Here is a 13,610-nt window from a genome sequence, read left to right on the forward strand (position 1 = left end):
TTTGTGAAATCCCGCTGATCGGGATAACAGGTAACCTGTAAGGGTATTTATTTTGTACTTACATTTTGCTCAGATGCTCCGAATTCAAATTGAATTTTCTCCCTGGCCTTTGAGGCATCGGTGTTCTGAATGTTGATATTCCTGGTTCTGTCGCCCGCTACGCGGAACAACAATTCAGAATTTTTGGAATAGGTCAGTTTATCAAAAGTGAGGTGGTCGCTGTTAATGATGTCTACCACCGGATTGGTTTCCTTGCTCAGGATCGAGATATTCTTAAAGGTAATACCCGAAGCTTCCTGGCAATCTATGCCTTTATCAGCCTGCAGTTTCATGTTTTCGAGGTGAACATTTTTCACATGCATTTCAGGAATGCCACGGATAAAGATGCCTTTGGCCGCGCCATTGCAAACCACATTCTTTACTACAAAGTTCTTGAACTGGGGAGTTGCGTCTGTTACCGGCAATGTTTCTACTTTGGGCAGTTCGCGTTTTTCACCTGCCAGGGCTACGGGATCAACCGACATATAGTACATATCGAACAGGATGGCCTCGCCAGGAATATCGATCATAGTGATATCGTTGATGTAGATATTTTCAACAATACCACCCCGGCCGCGGGTTGTTTTAAAACGCAGGCCGATATCAGTACCAATGAACGTACAGTTATTGACCCAGATATTACGGGCACCGCCGCTCATTTCGCTGCCAATTACAAAACCGCCGTGTGCATGATATACTTTGCAATCGCGGATAATTACATTCTCGGTGGGCATGCCTCTTTTTCTGCCGGCTTCATCACGACCACTCTTCATACAAAGGCCATCGTCGCCTACATCAAATGAACTGTTTTCGATCAATACCCGGTTACAGCTTTCTACATCAATGCCATCGCCATTTTGTGCAAACCAGGGGTTCTTTACGGTAACATTTTTTACGGTGAGGTCTTCACTCATGAGCGGGTGCAAACACCAGGCGGCGGAGTTTTGAAAAGTTACGCCTTCCAGTAATACCTTTTTACATTTGGTGATCACTATCAGGTTGGGACGCAGATAATCTTTTATGCTTTTATAGAATTCTGGTGATTTGTCTGGGGTTATTTCACCGGCGTTCTTCATTTTAGTAGCTTGTAACCACTGTTCAGAGGGGTACCAGGAGTTGCCATCTGCACTTACCACACCACCTGCTGAGATCCATTTTTTCCATTGGCTTTCGGTGAGCTTTTCTTTTCTTACCTGGCGCCAGGCTTCGCCGCCGCCGTCGATAACACCGAAACCGGTAATGGCAATATTGGTGGCATTGGTAGCCGATACGGGGCTCTGGTTACGCATTTGAGGGATGCCTTCCCAGTTGCCTTCTACCAGTTGGTACTGGTTAAAATCTTTTGTGAATTGTAACAGCGCTCCTTTTTTCAGGTGCAGGTTTACATTGCTTTTTAATACGACGGGACCGGTAAGCCAAAGACCGGCTGGGATAACGACAACGCCACCGCCTTTTTTATTACAGGCATCAATAGCAGCATTAATGGCCTGCGTATTTAACGTTTGACCATCGGCAATGGCTCCAAATTTGGTAATATAAGAAGAATCTTTTTTGAAACTGGTTTGCTGGATGACCGGTAATTGTTGGGCCGATAAACCGGATGAACAAACCATTAAACCAAGTACTGCTGCTGCTTTAAACCAATTGTTCATTACACGATGTTTACTTCAATAAATTTTAAAATGCAAAGGTATTGAGCCCCGAGGAACCAACCCGATGATTTAACGATTTGCGCGTTCGCTTGCAGTAGTTTTTGTATCTGGAAAAGGTAAAATATGCTTTCAGCGCTTTGCAAGACAATCGTTCGAGATAATAAGGTACAGGTCACCGCGCTCAGGCGCGACAACCTGTAACCCGTTAATACCTGTTTTTCAAGGGCAAGTGTACACAGATATTTAAACCCACCGAAACGAATAGAGAATTTTATTTACGCAAACGTTACCGGCAACGATAACATACCAGCCAGAAATAAAATGCTGGCAATCAACGTAAATTACCCAGAACCATACCCCTTTACGCGACTGCCAGCAAAATTATGAAAGAAACCTCCTGTAGTAAAACCGAATCTTTAACTCCTGTACTGTTATTGATAGCCCTGATTTTGGGCAAATTCGCTCTTATTAGTAACCGCATCTATCTGTGATTGCGGAATAGGCCGCACCGTATGATAGCCCTTTATGTATTGGGCGGCATCGGGGTTTAGTCTGGTAACCCGGTCGATTAATTTATTTGTCCGTTTCAGGTCGAACCAGCGCAGTTGTTCGCCGCACAGCTCCCGGGCCCGCTCATCGAGGATGAAATCGAGGGTAACCTGGGCCGGCGTGATCTGCATGGCGGCTTCATGGCCTGGAATGGCTGCCCGGGTACGCAGGGTGTTCAGCAAACCGGCAGCCACATCGGGCTTGCCAAGGTTGAAATTGGCCTCTGCGGCAATCAGGTACATTTCGGCCAGCCTGATCACAAAGACATCACGGGCGCTTTGGGCCTCGTTGAATGAACCACGGGTTGGGTCCAGGAACTTCTTCAGCGAGATATAAAACTTTCTGTTTGTTGGAACGCCAGCAGCATTATACACCCGGGAAATATCATAAGTAGTATAGTGTTTGCCATTCATTGAAGCGGCCGTAAGCGTGCTCTTTGAAGTGTAGCAAACGGTATCGCCCAGCTTGAAATCGAAAGTATCTTTTGTGTTGAAAGAGTTTCCGGCCGTACGGGCTTCCTTATTACATAACCATGCAACCTGAAAAGAAGCCAGGTACCGGGAATCGTCCGTTTCATTGAACAGGTCCAACAAGGTTTTGGTGGGCATATACCGGTTAAAGGGACGGCCATTGGGAATATCACGCACCAACAGGCTGGTATTTACCTGGTCGTACACCTGGGTGAATAACATATGGCCGTTGTTGCTTCCACGGCTATGGCCACTTGGATAGGCTGATGAGGAGAGGTCGTTATTGGCCAGGTTGGTTGAATAGTCAATGGACCAGATCACTTCCTTGTTCTTCAAATTGCTCATGCTCCACAGATCGGCGAATTTGGGCAACAACATATAATCAGGATTCTTAATCAATTCATTCGCCATGGCAGCCGCCTCTGTATTCATGCCACGGGTTAAGTACATCCGGGCTAAAAATGCTTTGGCCACGGGAATAGTAACCGTAGGCCGGCCATAGTCAGTGGTGGTAGCCGGTAAATTCTTTACGGCATAATTCAGGTCTTCAAATATCTGGGTGTAGAATGTCTCAACCGGTGTTTTGTTGGCGGTTGATTCAATTACCCCGGGCGCCGTAGCCTCGGTAGTAAAGTGTACACCACCCCAGGTCTCTACAATATGCCAGTAGTAGAAAGCACGCATAAAGCGCAACTCTGCTTCGCGTTGTAATTTTTGTTTAGCGGTATAATCCGGGATCTCGCCAATTTTGGAAATACCGGTATTACATAAATAGATGGCTGCATAAAAGTTGTCCCATTCCAGGGTCAATGCCGCGGTGTTACTGCCCTGCAGGTTATCGTACCGGGATAATTGAGGGAACACATCGCCTGTACCATTCGTCCAGATGTCGGTACCCATTTCTGATAAACTATATCCTTCTTCTTTTCCATACCAGAAACGGGTATAGGTATAAGCTGCATTTACCAGGGTCTCAAAACCTTTGGCAGTTGTATAAGTAGCATCGGGTGTTAAGCCGGTGGGGTTATATTCTGATAGCTTTTTATCGCATGCCGTAAAAATCAGCGATCCCGTCAGCACAAAACCCATGACTTTATTTATACTGTTTTTCATTTTAATTATATCTAGAATGAATAAAGTTTAGAATTCAATATTTAAGCCGGTAACCAACAGCTTGGTCAATGGCCGTTCAAACGAACCTTCGCCTTCCGGATCGTAATCCTTTTGTTTGGCAAACGTGAAGTAGTTTTTGGCGCTTACATACCAGCGTAAATTGTTGACATGGAATTTCTGACTTACTGTTTTTGGAAGCGTGTACCCCAGGGTTATGTTCCTGATCTTTACAAAAGAGCCATCCTTGTAGCCAAGAGTTGTAGCAAACGGCAGGGAAGCTCTTGAGATATTTGCGTTCGGACGAGGATAATCGTTCGATGGGTTTTCGGGTGTCCAGTAATTAACATTGGCGCCATTTTCAATGGCGTTAGGCTCAAACTTGTTGGCATAATCCGATACAAAGGTTTGACCTATCCGGGCGAATACATATACATTCAGGTCAAAGTTTTTGTAACTGACATCATTGCTAAAACCGAGCGTATAGTTAGGAACGGCTGAACCTACTACGGTTCTATCATAGGTGGCATCGAGTTTACCATCGGGCGAACCTTTATCACCACTCAGGTCAGCTACACGAATGTCGCCGGGTTTATAACCAAAACTTCTGGCCAGTGCAGAATCTTCTGTTTGCCAGATGCCTTCTTTTTTATAGTCATAGAACGATCTTACCGGGGAACCGATGAACAGACCGCCAGCCACATCATTCTTGCCATTCAGCAGGTCAGTAATGCGTTCTTTATTACGGGTATAAGTAATAGCGCTTGACCAGGTAAGGTCTTTGTTTTGCACATTCACGGTGCGCAGTGAAACTTCTACCCCATTGTTACGGGTTTTACCCACATTCTCTACTACCCTGGTATGGCCCGATGTACTTGGCAGTGGGCGCAGCAACAACAGGTCTCGGGTTTTTGAATCGTAATAATCTACACTGGCGGTGATCCGGTTCTTGAACAACCCGAAATCTAATCCGATGTTCTGTGTACCGGTCAGTTCCCATTTCAAGTTACGGTTACCATTTTGCGGGTCAAACCCATAGGCCAGCATACTGATATCATTGAATGAATAGGGTATGAGTATTAAACCTGTGGTGGTTGAATAGGGTTTAACAGCTGCATTACCTGCTATGCCATAACTGGCGCGCAACTTCAGATCGCTGAACAAACCCTGCTCCTGCATAAAATTTTCATCGATTATGCGCCAGGCCACTGCCGCAGAAGGGAAGAACGACCAACGGTTCTCTTTCAATAACACAGAGGAACCATCGGCACGGCCCGTTAACGTTAACAGGTATTTTCCTTTGAAACCATAGTTCACCCTGAAGGCGCCTGATACGAGGTTGTTACCAATGTAATTACTCCAAATACCCAGGTTCAATGGGTTATTCAACAAAGCATGCCAGCCCTGGCCCGGGATAAGCTGCCCTGTTCCCTGCGCATAAGAGCTATCCACTTTGCTTGAAATATAACTTGTAACAGCTGTGACATCCAGGGTATGATCACCGAATTTCTTATTCCAGGAAATAATATTTTCCCAAATAAGATCGGCCTGCGTGGCATTGGTAACTTTTGCAAACGACCCGGTTGAATTAAAACGGGTAATGGTATTTTCGCCCATGAACAAACCATTGCGGGAACTACCGGTGGTGATGCCCAGGTTTGAACGCAAGGTAAGGTTGCTGAATGGTTTCCATTCTGCATAAGCAGAAGACAAAAGCCGCGTAGTGTTGAATTCATTGATATACGCTCCTGGTTGTTCTTCCAGCAACGGATTTACCTGGTTGGCGTTACCCGGCAGTCTGATCAATGAACCATCTGCCGCATATGGAACATAGTAAGGTATTACCTTGTTGGCTACGGTCAATACGTTATCGGTACGTCTGTTCTCATCATAATAAGTTAACTGGCTTTGCAATCCTACTTTAAACGTTCCAATAACCGTTTGATCGACGTTGAGGCGTAAGGTATAACGACCTGAGAAATCATTGTTCAGTAATCCTTTTTCTTTAAAATAATCGAATGAGAAGAACACTTTTGTTTTATCACTGCCGGCAGCTACGTTCACTCCATAATCCTGCTGGGAGCCATCTTTTAATAAAAGGCCTGGCCAGTAGGTTGAAGTTCCGTCTGTTGCAGCTGTCAGATCTGCCTTAAACAGGCCGGCATCATCTGCCGAAGATTTCCAGGTACCGGCTGTGCGGGCACCCTGACGTTTTAATTCGGCAAACTGCGGACCGTTCATGGGAACAGGATAACCTGTTTCTTTATTCACTCCATAATAAGCATTGGCGCCCACTCTTACTTTTCCACTGGCGCCTCTTTTGGTGGTAATTATGATCACACCATTGGCGCCGCGTGAACCATAGATAGCTGTGGAAGAAGCATCTTTCAATACTTCCATCGACTGAATATCGTTGGGGTTAATATCCTGAAAGTTCGCATATTGGATCCCATCTACAATAAACAGGGGTGTATTTTGCGCGAGGATCGACCGGTTACCCCGTACAGTTACATTCACGTTTGAACCGGCACCGCCGCTGGTGCGGGTAATATCTACCCCCGCCACTTTACCCTGCACACTTTCCATTACGTTACCTGCGGGTACTTTTTTTACTTCATCGCCTTTAAGCGATACTACCGCACCGGTAAGGTCTCTTTTCTTTACCGTACCATAACCGATCACCACGATGTTCTCCAGGCTTGAAGCGGCAGAAACCAGCGACAGGCTGATCTGCGTTTTGTCGCCTACTTTCATTTCCTGTGATTCATAACCTACATAGGAAAATACCAGTACATCATTGTCATCGGCAGTAAGGGTGAACACCCCCTGCTCATTGGTGGTGGTGGCTTTTGTTGATCCTTTTATAGTTACGGTTACGCCTGAGAGCGGCGCGCCGTTTGGGTCAGTGATCTTTCCCGTTATCTTTTTCTCAGCGGTCTGACTCGTGGCATTCTCATTGATCACAATGAGGCCATTGGCCATGAACCGGTAAGTAAGTATGGTTTGGGAAAACAAATTGTCGAGCGCCTGACGAATATCGACATTCTCCAGGTTGATGGTCACTTTTTGTCTGATGGCCGACAATTGATTATTGTACAGGAACCGATAGTTGGATTGCTTCTCGATATTTACGAGGATACCGGCTATTTCAGCATTTTTATACCGGAGGTTCAGTTTATCCTGACCAAATCCCCGGGCCGACACCTGCAGCACACCAACAAGTAATAAGAAAGTAGTTATTTTCATAACAAGCAGCGCATTGGAAAGCAACGGGCTTTTTATGCCCGTTCTAAAACTTTTCATACATTAGTATTATTATGGGTTAAAAAATCACTTCCCCTCCCGCCTGCCAGCGGGTTGTGGAGAAAACACATCAGAACTAACCTGTAATGCGCGGAGAATGCTGCCAACATTCTCCGTTTTTTTGGTTACGTTGAATCCATATTTTATTTCGTCGATTTTATAAATACCTCATTGTTAACTATCCTAACGTTGAAGGGGACCGCCTCTTTTAATGCGGTAAAAGCCTGCTCAACTGTTTCATTTTGAAGGGACCCATTGAACACCAACTGACGGGCGGCGGGGTCTTCAAAATATACTTTGATATTGTACCATCTTTCCAGCTTCTGGGCCAGTTGCTCGAAATTATCGCCACGAAATTCGAGCCGGTTGTAAACCCAGGCGGTCTCTATATGTTCACTTTCTTTTATGGTACTGTCGATATGAATTATTTGTTTGATAGCAGACTGATTAGTAGCAATGGCTGGTTCATTGGTATTTCCCCCATCGGTACTGCTGGTGGGTAAAACAATTTTTTCATTGGGATGCAGGAACACTGGTTCTCCCTTTGTATCGCCCTTGCGGGTTATTTTCACCAGGCCTCTGATAAGGGTGGTCTCAATGGTTCTTTCTTCCGGATACGATTTAACGTTAAAAGCCGTACCCAACACCCTGATGTCAATAGTACCGGCATGCACAATGAATGGTTTTTTCTGATGGGTGGCAGGTGAGATCACCGATACCACATCAAAATAAGCTTCCCCTTCGAGGGTTATTTCCCGTTCGGGCCCATTAAAATTGGCATATACAATCCGGGAGCCAGCGTTTAACCACACGGTAGAACCATCGGGTAAAATGGTGCGGGTTTTACTGCCTTTGGGCGCTACCACTTCATTAGCCGCGAGGGCCTGTCGTTTATTATTCCAGGTAACAAGCAACCAGGCGCTTGCGGCCAGTACCAGGATGGCAGCCACGGCCCAATACAACCGGCGTTGTTTTTTAATCCGGATTACCGGGGTTGTAGTTTCTCCCACTGCGGTCTCCGCTTCGGCCAGTAGTAATATGCGATTGAGTTTGTCGCTGGTGACGGGTTCTTCGCTTGCAGGCGCATTTACAGACCATAGCTGGTGCAGCATGTCGTACTGCTGCATCAGTTCAGGGTACTGTTGTATCAGGTCGTTCAGTTCTTCCTTATCCTGTTCTGTGGCATCTCCGCTCAAATTGCGAGACAATAAAAACCAAATTCTTTCGGGTGTTTCCATTTGCGCCATTGTTATATAGAAGGACAGGCATTTTTGGAAACACCATTAAGGGATTTTGAACTTTTTTTTGAGGGGAGCAAGGGGATAGGGTTACCGCGTTGACAGAGAATGCAAGTTCTTGAGTTTGTAGGTTATTGAGTTCTTAGGTTGAGACGCTCGATTATCCTGGTCAGATCCTCGCCAGATATACTACAACAAGCCATTTCCCCGGTCAGAATCCCATAGGAATGCCATCCGAATCCCATCCGAATGCCATAGGCTATGGGATTCGGATGGCATTCTGGTAGCATTTCGGTGGGTTATTTAATATATAAATACCCTATTTTCCTGGGATCTGCACTAAATCTGACAAGGATCTTGTTCGGCTTTTGTTTTGCTTTTCCTAAAGAAAACCGGGTGTTTCCCCTAGAGAGATCCGAAGAAATCCCGAAAAAAAATGAGTTAGAGTGCTATTAAACAACTGCTCTTCAATTAATTATAGTCACCAGAAGAAAATCGGCTATCCTAATCCGTTGCTAATCAGCTTATACCATAACTTCCTCACTCCCATTCCGAATCCATTCAGGGAGATCTAAATTAGAAATACCATTCACAACCTAACGCTCAGCCTGTTTTGGTATATTGAACTCTTTCGTAGCCCTATTGACCTGCAATTCTGTACATATTTTCTTAATCGCAATGGCCATTTGTACGTCAACTGTATTGAGTGAAATATTGAGGATCTCGGCTACTTCGCGGTGTTTGAGGCCGTCTTCGCGCACCAGTTTGAAGATCATTTTACAACGGGGAGGTAAATTTTCTACTGCCTGATGCATGCGTTTCATCATTTCAGCAGTGATCAGCAAATTATAAGGATCGGTGGCTATTTGACCGGTTTCAATATCCAGGTCATCGAAGGGCGCCCTGATGAGTTCGGACGCTTTTTGAGAAATGGCATTCAATGCCCTGTTCTTTACCGCTACATATAAATATACTGTGAGATTTTCTACTTCGTTTATCCGATGACGATTGCTCCATAATTTCACAAACACATCCTCCACAATTTCTTCAGCCAGCTCAGGCGAGCGGGTGATCACCCGGGCAAAGTGATGCAACCGTTTACTGAATAATTTGTATAACTCTGCCAGGCATTGTTCGTTTCCGGCATGTATACCTTGTTGAATATGTGGCAGGACAATGGTCATACTTTTTCAATAAGCAATCAATCGGGGTTAAATGTAGGCATTTTTTACATATAATGAAAGAGCAGGTGGGTCACTCTTTCAGAGTGGCTCACCTTTTATTTTGATGCAAAGGTGAGCCGCCCTTTAAGGGCGACCCACCTTACGTTTACATATTATATTATTCGACTCTAAACCAATCTATATCTGCAAAACCAGCATCATTAGTAACGGTGGTTCGGGTGCAGAACAGTCCCACCTTGGCACCGATCCATCTGCCAGGCACAGCGGAAAACACCTCACCAGCAGCCATATACTGCTTTCCATCTTCACTATACGAGAAACTGCATTTGGCGCCTTTGCTTATTTGTACGCGTAAATAGGTAGTGGAGCCGGAAATTTTTCCAATCACCTTTTCCTGTTCAGGCTTGCCACCTTCAGCTTTGTTACATACCACATAGGAAAGATAAATGCCATCTTCCTTTTTGGTAAGCCCAACAAATGCATAATCAGATCCCATCACTATCAAACCGGTCTTTTCTCCGGCGAGCCGGGGTTTAAAATCCAGCTTAACTGTTGCCGTAAATTCCGGGGCTGGAAATTTCTGCATCAGCACATTGGGCACAAACCACATGTTTTTGGCTGAATCGGGGACCATGCCGGAGAACAACCGCATGTAGCCATTACCGGGAAAAGCCCAAAAGGGTTTGGGGTTGGCCTGCCATTGCCATTGCAATCCTATTGTAGTGCTATTAAATTCGTCAGACTCCACCGGTGTTTGCACCGGGTAGGTTTTACCAACATTTGGTTTTTTATAGGTGGTCACCGGTTCTCCTTTTCCATCGCCATCTTTGTCAACCCCCATCACCGGCCAGTCATTTACCCATTTCATCGGTTGCAGGTGAACGACACGTCCATATGCTTCCAGGTCCTGGAAGTGCAGGAACCAGTCTTCACCGGTTTGGGTTGTTACCCAGGCACCCTGGTGCGGGCCATTGATAGTTGTACTGCCCTGGTCCATCACCACTTTTCTTTCATAAGGGCCATATACGTTTTTTGATCGCAGTGCCAATTGCCATCCGGTTCCCACACCGCCGGCCGGTGCAAAGATGTAATAATAGCCATTGCGTTTATAAAACTTGGGACCTTCAAGCGTGGGGTCCTGATCGTGGCCATCAAAAACCATTACGCCGCCATCCAGCACTTTAGTACCGGTAGCGTCGAGCCGTTTTACCACCACTATACTTTTTATCCCGGCGCGGCTGCCTGCAAAGGCATGTACCAGGTATACTTTTCCGTCATTATCCCACAGCGGACAGGGATCTATCAATCCTTTACCCGCTTCTACCATAATAGGTTCTGTCCAGGGACCATTGATGTTTTTTGACTTCACTACATAGATGCCGAAATCAGGATCGGGGTAATAAATGTAAAATTCACCATTGTGATAGCGGATGGCTGGTGCCCATACTCCATTGCCATGTTGGGTCTTTGAAAAATGATCAAAAGGTGGCTGGCGTTTTAATGCATGACCAATAAGGGTCCAGTTTACCAGGTCTTTTGAATGGAGAATAGGTAACCCTGGAACACCATCAAAACTGGAGGCGATCAAATAATAATCGTCGCCAACGCGGCATGCATCGGGATCTGAATAATCGGCATACAAAACCGGGTTCTTATAAGTCCCATTCTTATTATCCGCCACCCATACTTTTGATACATAGGGCTGTTGAGCGAAGGTGTTCAAACTTAGGAGGGATAGTCCTAGTGTAATTAGTTTCTTCATTTATATGGTGTTTCTTGAGTCTTCAATGTTGCAAAAGGCAATGGGCAGTAGGCAATGGTGAAAAGGCAGGCTGGCAAATGGCAGAAGCCAGTCGTGAAACGTCAAACGTGAAACGTGAAATAGAAAACCCACGACGCGGCAATTGGTACATCCGTTTTCTCTCTCACAGTTGGCGGATCGACAGCTAATGCTCACTTCGTTCGCTCGCCAAGGCTAACTCGTCAACCCTCCTTCTTTGTGCCTCCTGTATTTCTTCCTCGTCAACTGATCAACTTCCTACATCCTACCTCTTACTTCCTACCTCCTACCTCCTACTTCTTACCTTCAGTCTCCGGCATCCAGTTACCAAAGATATTTTTCAGTGTATATTGTTTAGCTTCCTTTTTAGTTAATTGGTGCGACCAGCCAACGCGGCCTGTTGCATTGGCGCCCGGGCCAGCGCTTTTGTATTCTGCATAGTAGGCTGTTTTTTCATTCTCCGGATTACGCCAGTTGTCCCAACCCGCAGCGGCAATATGCTCACCCATTTTTGTATGGAGGTAAACAGTTCTGGCATGTGGACGCCAGGGACGGCCCAACAATACTTTTTTCGCTGCCGTATCTGCAATGAGCGTACAATCAAAAAATACAAATCCATAGGCCTGGCGCATGGTGGTGGATGCGGCCGTTATATAAGAATTCATCAGGCTTTTGATAGTACAATTTTGAAATACCACGGTGGCCGGGCCAAATATAAAATCTGTAGTCCCTTCAATATAACAATCTTTATAATACTGACGGCTGCTATCGATGCCCACATACAGCGTATCCTGGTTGCCCAGTAACCGGCAATTCAAAATTTCGCAACGATCACTTTCAGCATGCAAGGCCACCGCCTGCCCTACCCGACCTGCCGTATTTTGAATAGTGAGGTTCTCAGCCCTGAAGTCATTCCCTTTTACTATTACTGTATAAGAATTGAACGTGCTGTATTTATCGCGTCCGGTTGCGGTATCCTTGCCATGCGGCAGCGGTTTACCACTAAAATCGTCGTTGGTGATAATAGTGCTATCGCGACTTTCCCCTAGTAATGCAATGTTTGTTTTCCAGGAAGGAATGACCAGTTTTTCATGATACACTCCTTTCTTAATAAAAATGGTTACACGCTCCTGAGAAAAATCGCGCATGGCATTTACCGCCTCCTGAATGGTTTTATAATTGCCACTACCATCCTGCGCTACTGTTAAATACTTCGGATATGTTTGTTGTTGCGAGAATACGGCTGTTACGGTTACAAGCAACATCAGTAAAACACCTAATTTTTTCATTCTATACCTATTAGTTCTTTGTTCTGAGTTCTATGTTCTGAGATTCTCCCCTTTCTCATTTTTCATTATACTTCACGAATCCCATCTCTTCTAACCATGCTTCACATAAAGCTGTCCATTGTTGTGTGGAACCCGGATTGTTACGCAGGGCAATGTTATGTCCGCCTTGCGGGAACACATGAAAGCTGGTAGAAATATTTTTCTCCAGCAATGCCTGGTAGAACATCAGGCTATTACGCGGGTCAACGGCTTTATCATTAAATGCATCTGCAATAAAGCAAGGGGGGGTGGTTGATTTAACCTGTAACTCCATGGAATATTTATCGATCATTTCTTTGGTGGGATTGGCGCCGAGTAAATTTTCCCGGCTGCCTTTATGGGCGTATGGTCCCATGGAGATCACTGGCGATACCAGGATAGTAAAATCAGGACGAAAGGATACATTATTGAGCGAATCACCAATAGCCGCTACATCATCTCCTGTATTACCCAGCCAGGCGGCCAGGTGTCCTCCGGCTGACACCCCCATGATACCGATCTTGTTGGGTTGAAGATTCCATTTACCGGCGTTGGCGCGAATGATGCGCAGGGCGCGTTCCGCATCCTGTAAAGGTCCCAGTTCGCGATGTACCAGGTCGGGTGAAAGGGGCAGCCGATAATTCAACACAAAGGCAGTTATGCCCAGGGTATTAAACCATTTGGCCAGTTGAAAACCGCTTATCTGAAAAGACTCATGATGATAACCACCGCCCGGACAAATGATCACGGCGCATTGTTTATTTTCCTGAATGGAAGGAAAGAAAGCTGTCATCCCAGGATTTCCTACCTGGAACAATCGTTCATTGTTTATACTATCCTTCAATCGCATACCCTTTGTATTGGGCATTTTACCGGTAGGCCATAAAGGGATGAATTCCTGCGCCTGCGAAACAAAACCGGTTATTACGAATGCCATCCATAAACAAGCAATCTTATAATTCATATGCAGTCTTTTTT

Annotated in this window: 8 protein-coding genes; all 8 read right to left on the reverse strand. The window is 45.5% G+C overall.

Going from position 1 to position 13,610, the window contains the following annotated elements:
* Positions 1 to 47: 47 nt before the first annotated feature.
* The gene (locus J7I42_RS00820; RefSeq protein WP_209136870.1) at positions 48 to 1,691 is read right to left on the reverse strand and encodes a glycoside hydrolase family 28 protein; all 1,644 of its coding nucleotides are present in this window, start codon (positions 1,689 to 1,691) and stop codon (positions 48 to 50) included.
* A 431-nt stretch (positions 1,692 to 2,122) separates the two neighbouring features.
* Positions 2,123 to 3,823, reverse strand: coding sequence for a RagB/SusD family nutrient uptake outer membrane protein (locus tag J7I42_RS00825; RefSeq protein WP_209136871.1), 1,701 nt, complete (start codon positions 3,821 to 3,823; stop codon positions 2,123 to 2,125).
* A 27-nt stretch (positions 3,824 to 3,850) separates the two neighbouring features.
* Complete coding sequence (locus J7I42_RS00830) at positions 3,851 to 7,123, reverse strand: TonB-dependent receptor (RefSeq protein WP_209136872.1); 3,273 nt, start codon at positions 7,121 to 7,123, stop codon at positions 3,851 to 3,853.
* A gap of 143 nt (positions 7,124 to 7,266) precedes the next feature.
* A complete protein-coding gene (locus tag J7I42_RS00835; RefSeq protein WP_209136873.1) occupies positions 7,267 to 8,361 on the reverse strand; it encodes a FecR family protein in 1,095 nt (364 codons plus the stop codon).
* Positions 8,362 to 8,957: 596 nt separating this feature from the next.
* Positions 8,958 to 9,545 (reverse strand): RNA polymerase sigma-70 factor, encoded by a 588-nt coding sequence (locus J7I42_RS00840; protein ID WP_209136874.1) that lies wholly within the window; start codon positions 9,543 to 9,545, stop codon positions 8,958 to 8,960.
* A gap of 157 nt (positions 9,546 to 9,702) precedes the next feature.
* Positions 9,703 to 11,307 carry a glycoside hydrolase family 43 protein gene (locus tag J7I42_RS00845; protein WP_209136875.1) on the reverse strand — a complete coding sequence of 535 codons (1,605 nt, stop codon included), beginning with the start codon at positions 11,305 to 11,307 and terminating at the stop codon, positions 9,703 to 9,705.
* 311 nt (positions 11,308 to 11,618) lie between these two features.
* A complete protein-coding gene (locus tag J7I42_RS00850) occupies positions 11,619 to 12,614 on the reverse strand; it encodes a pectinesterase family protein (protein WP_236065372.1) in 996 nt (331 codons plus the stop codon).
* A 55-nt stretch (positions 12,615 to 12,669) separates the two neighbouring features.
* Complete coding sequence (locus J7I42_RS00855; protein ID WP_209136876.1) at positions 12,670 to 13,596, reverse strand: alpha/beta hydrolase; 927 nt, start codon at positions 13,594 to 13,596, stop codon at positions 12,670 to 12,672.
* Positions 13,597 to 13,610 lie beyond the last annotated feature (14 nt).

Origin of the sequence: Niastella soli (genome assembly GCF_017742245.1) — a bacterium.
Lineage (GTDB): Bacteria > Bacteroidota > Bacteroidia > Chitinophagales > Chitinophagaceae > Niastella > Niastella soli.

What these genes read in the sequence shown, in the direction of transcription:
- J7I42_RS00820 (WP_209136870.1), bottom strand. Translation starts at nt 1,691, where the DNA reads ATGAACAATTGGTTTAAAGCAGCAGCAGTACTTGGTTTAATGGTTTGT.
- J7I42_RS00825 (WP_209136871.1), bottom strand. Translation starts at nt 3,823, where the DNA reads ATGAAAAACAGTATAAATAAAGTCATGGGTTTTGTGCTGACGGGATCG.
- J7I42_RS00830 (WP_209136872.1), bottom strand. Translation starts at nt 7,123, where the DNA reads ATGAAAAGTTTTAGAACGGGCATAAAAAGCCCGTTGCTTTCCAATGCG.
- J7I42_RS00835 (WP_209136873.1), bottom strand. Translation starts at nt 8,361, where the DNA reads ATGGAAACACCCGAAAGAATTTGGTTTTTATTGTCTCGCAATTTGAGC.
- J7I42_RS00840 (WP_209136874.1), bottom strand. Translation starts at nt 9,545, where the DNA reads ATGACCATTGTCCTGCCACATATTCAACAAGGTATACATGCCGGAAAC.
- J7I42_RS00845 (WP_209136875.1), bottom strand. Translation starts at nt 11,307, where the DNA reads ATGAAGAAACTAATTACACTAGGACTATCCCTCCTAAGTTTGAACACC.
- J7I42_RS00850 (WP_236065372.1), bottom strand. Translation starts at nt 12,614, where the DNA reads ATGAAAAAATTAGGTGTTTTACTGATGTTGCTTGTAACCGTAACAGCC.
- J7I42_RS00855 (WP_209136876.1), bottom strand. Translation starts at nt 13,596, where the DNA reads ATGAATTATAAGATTGCTTGTTTATGGATGGCATTCGTAATAACCGGT.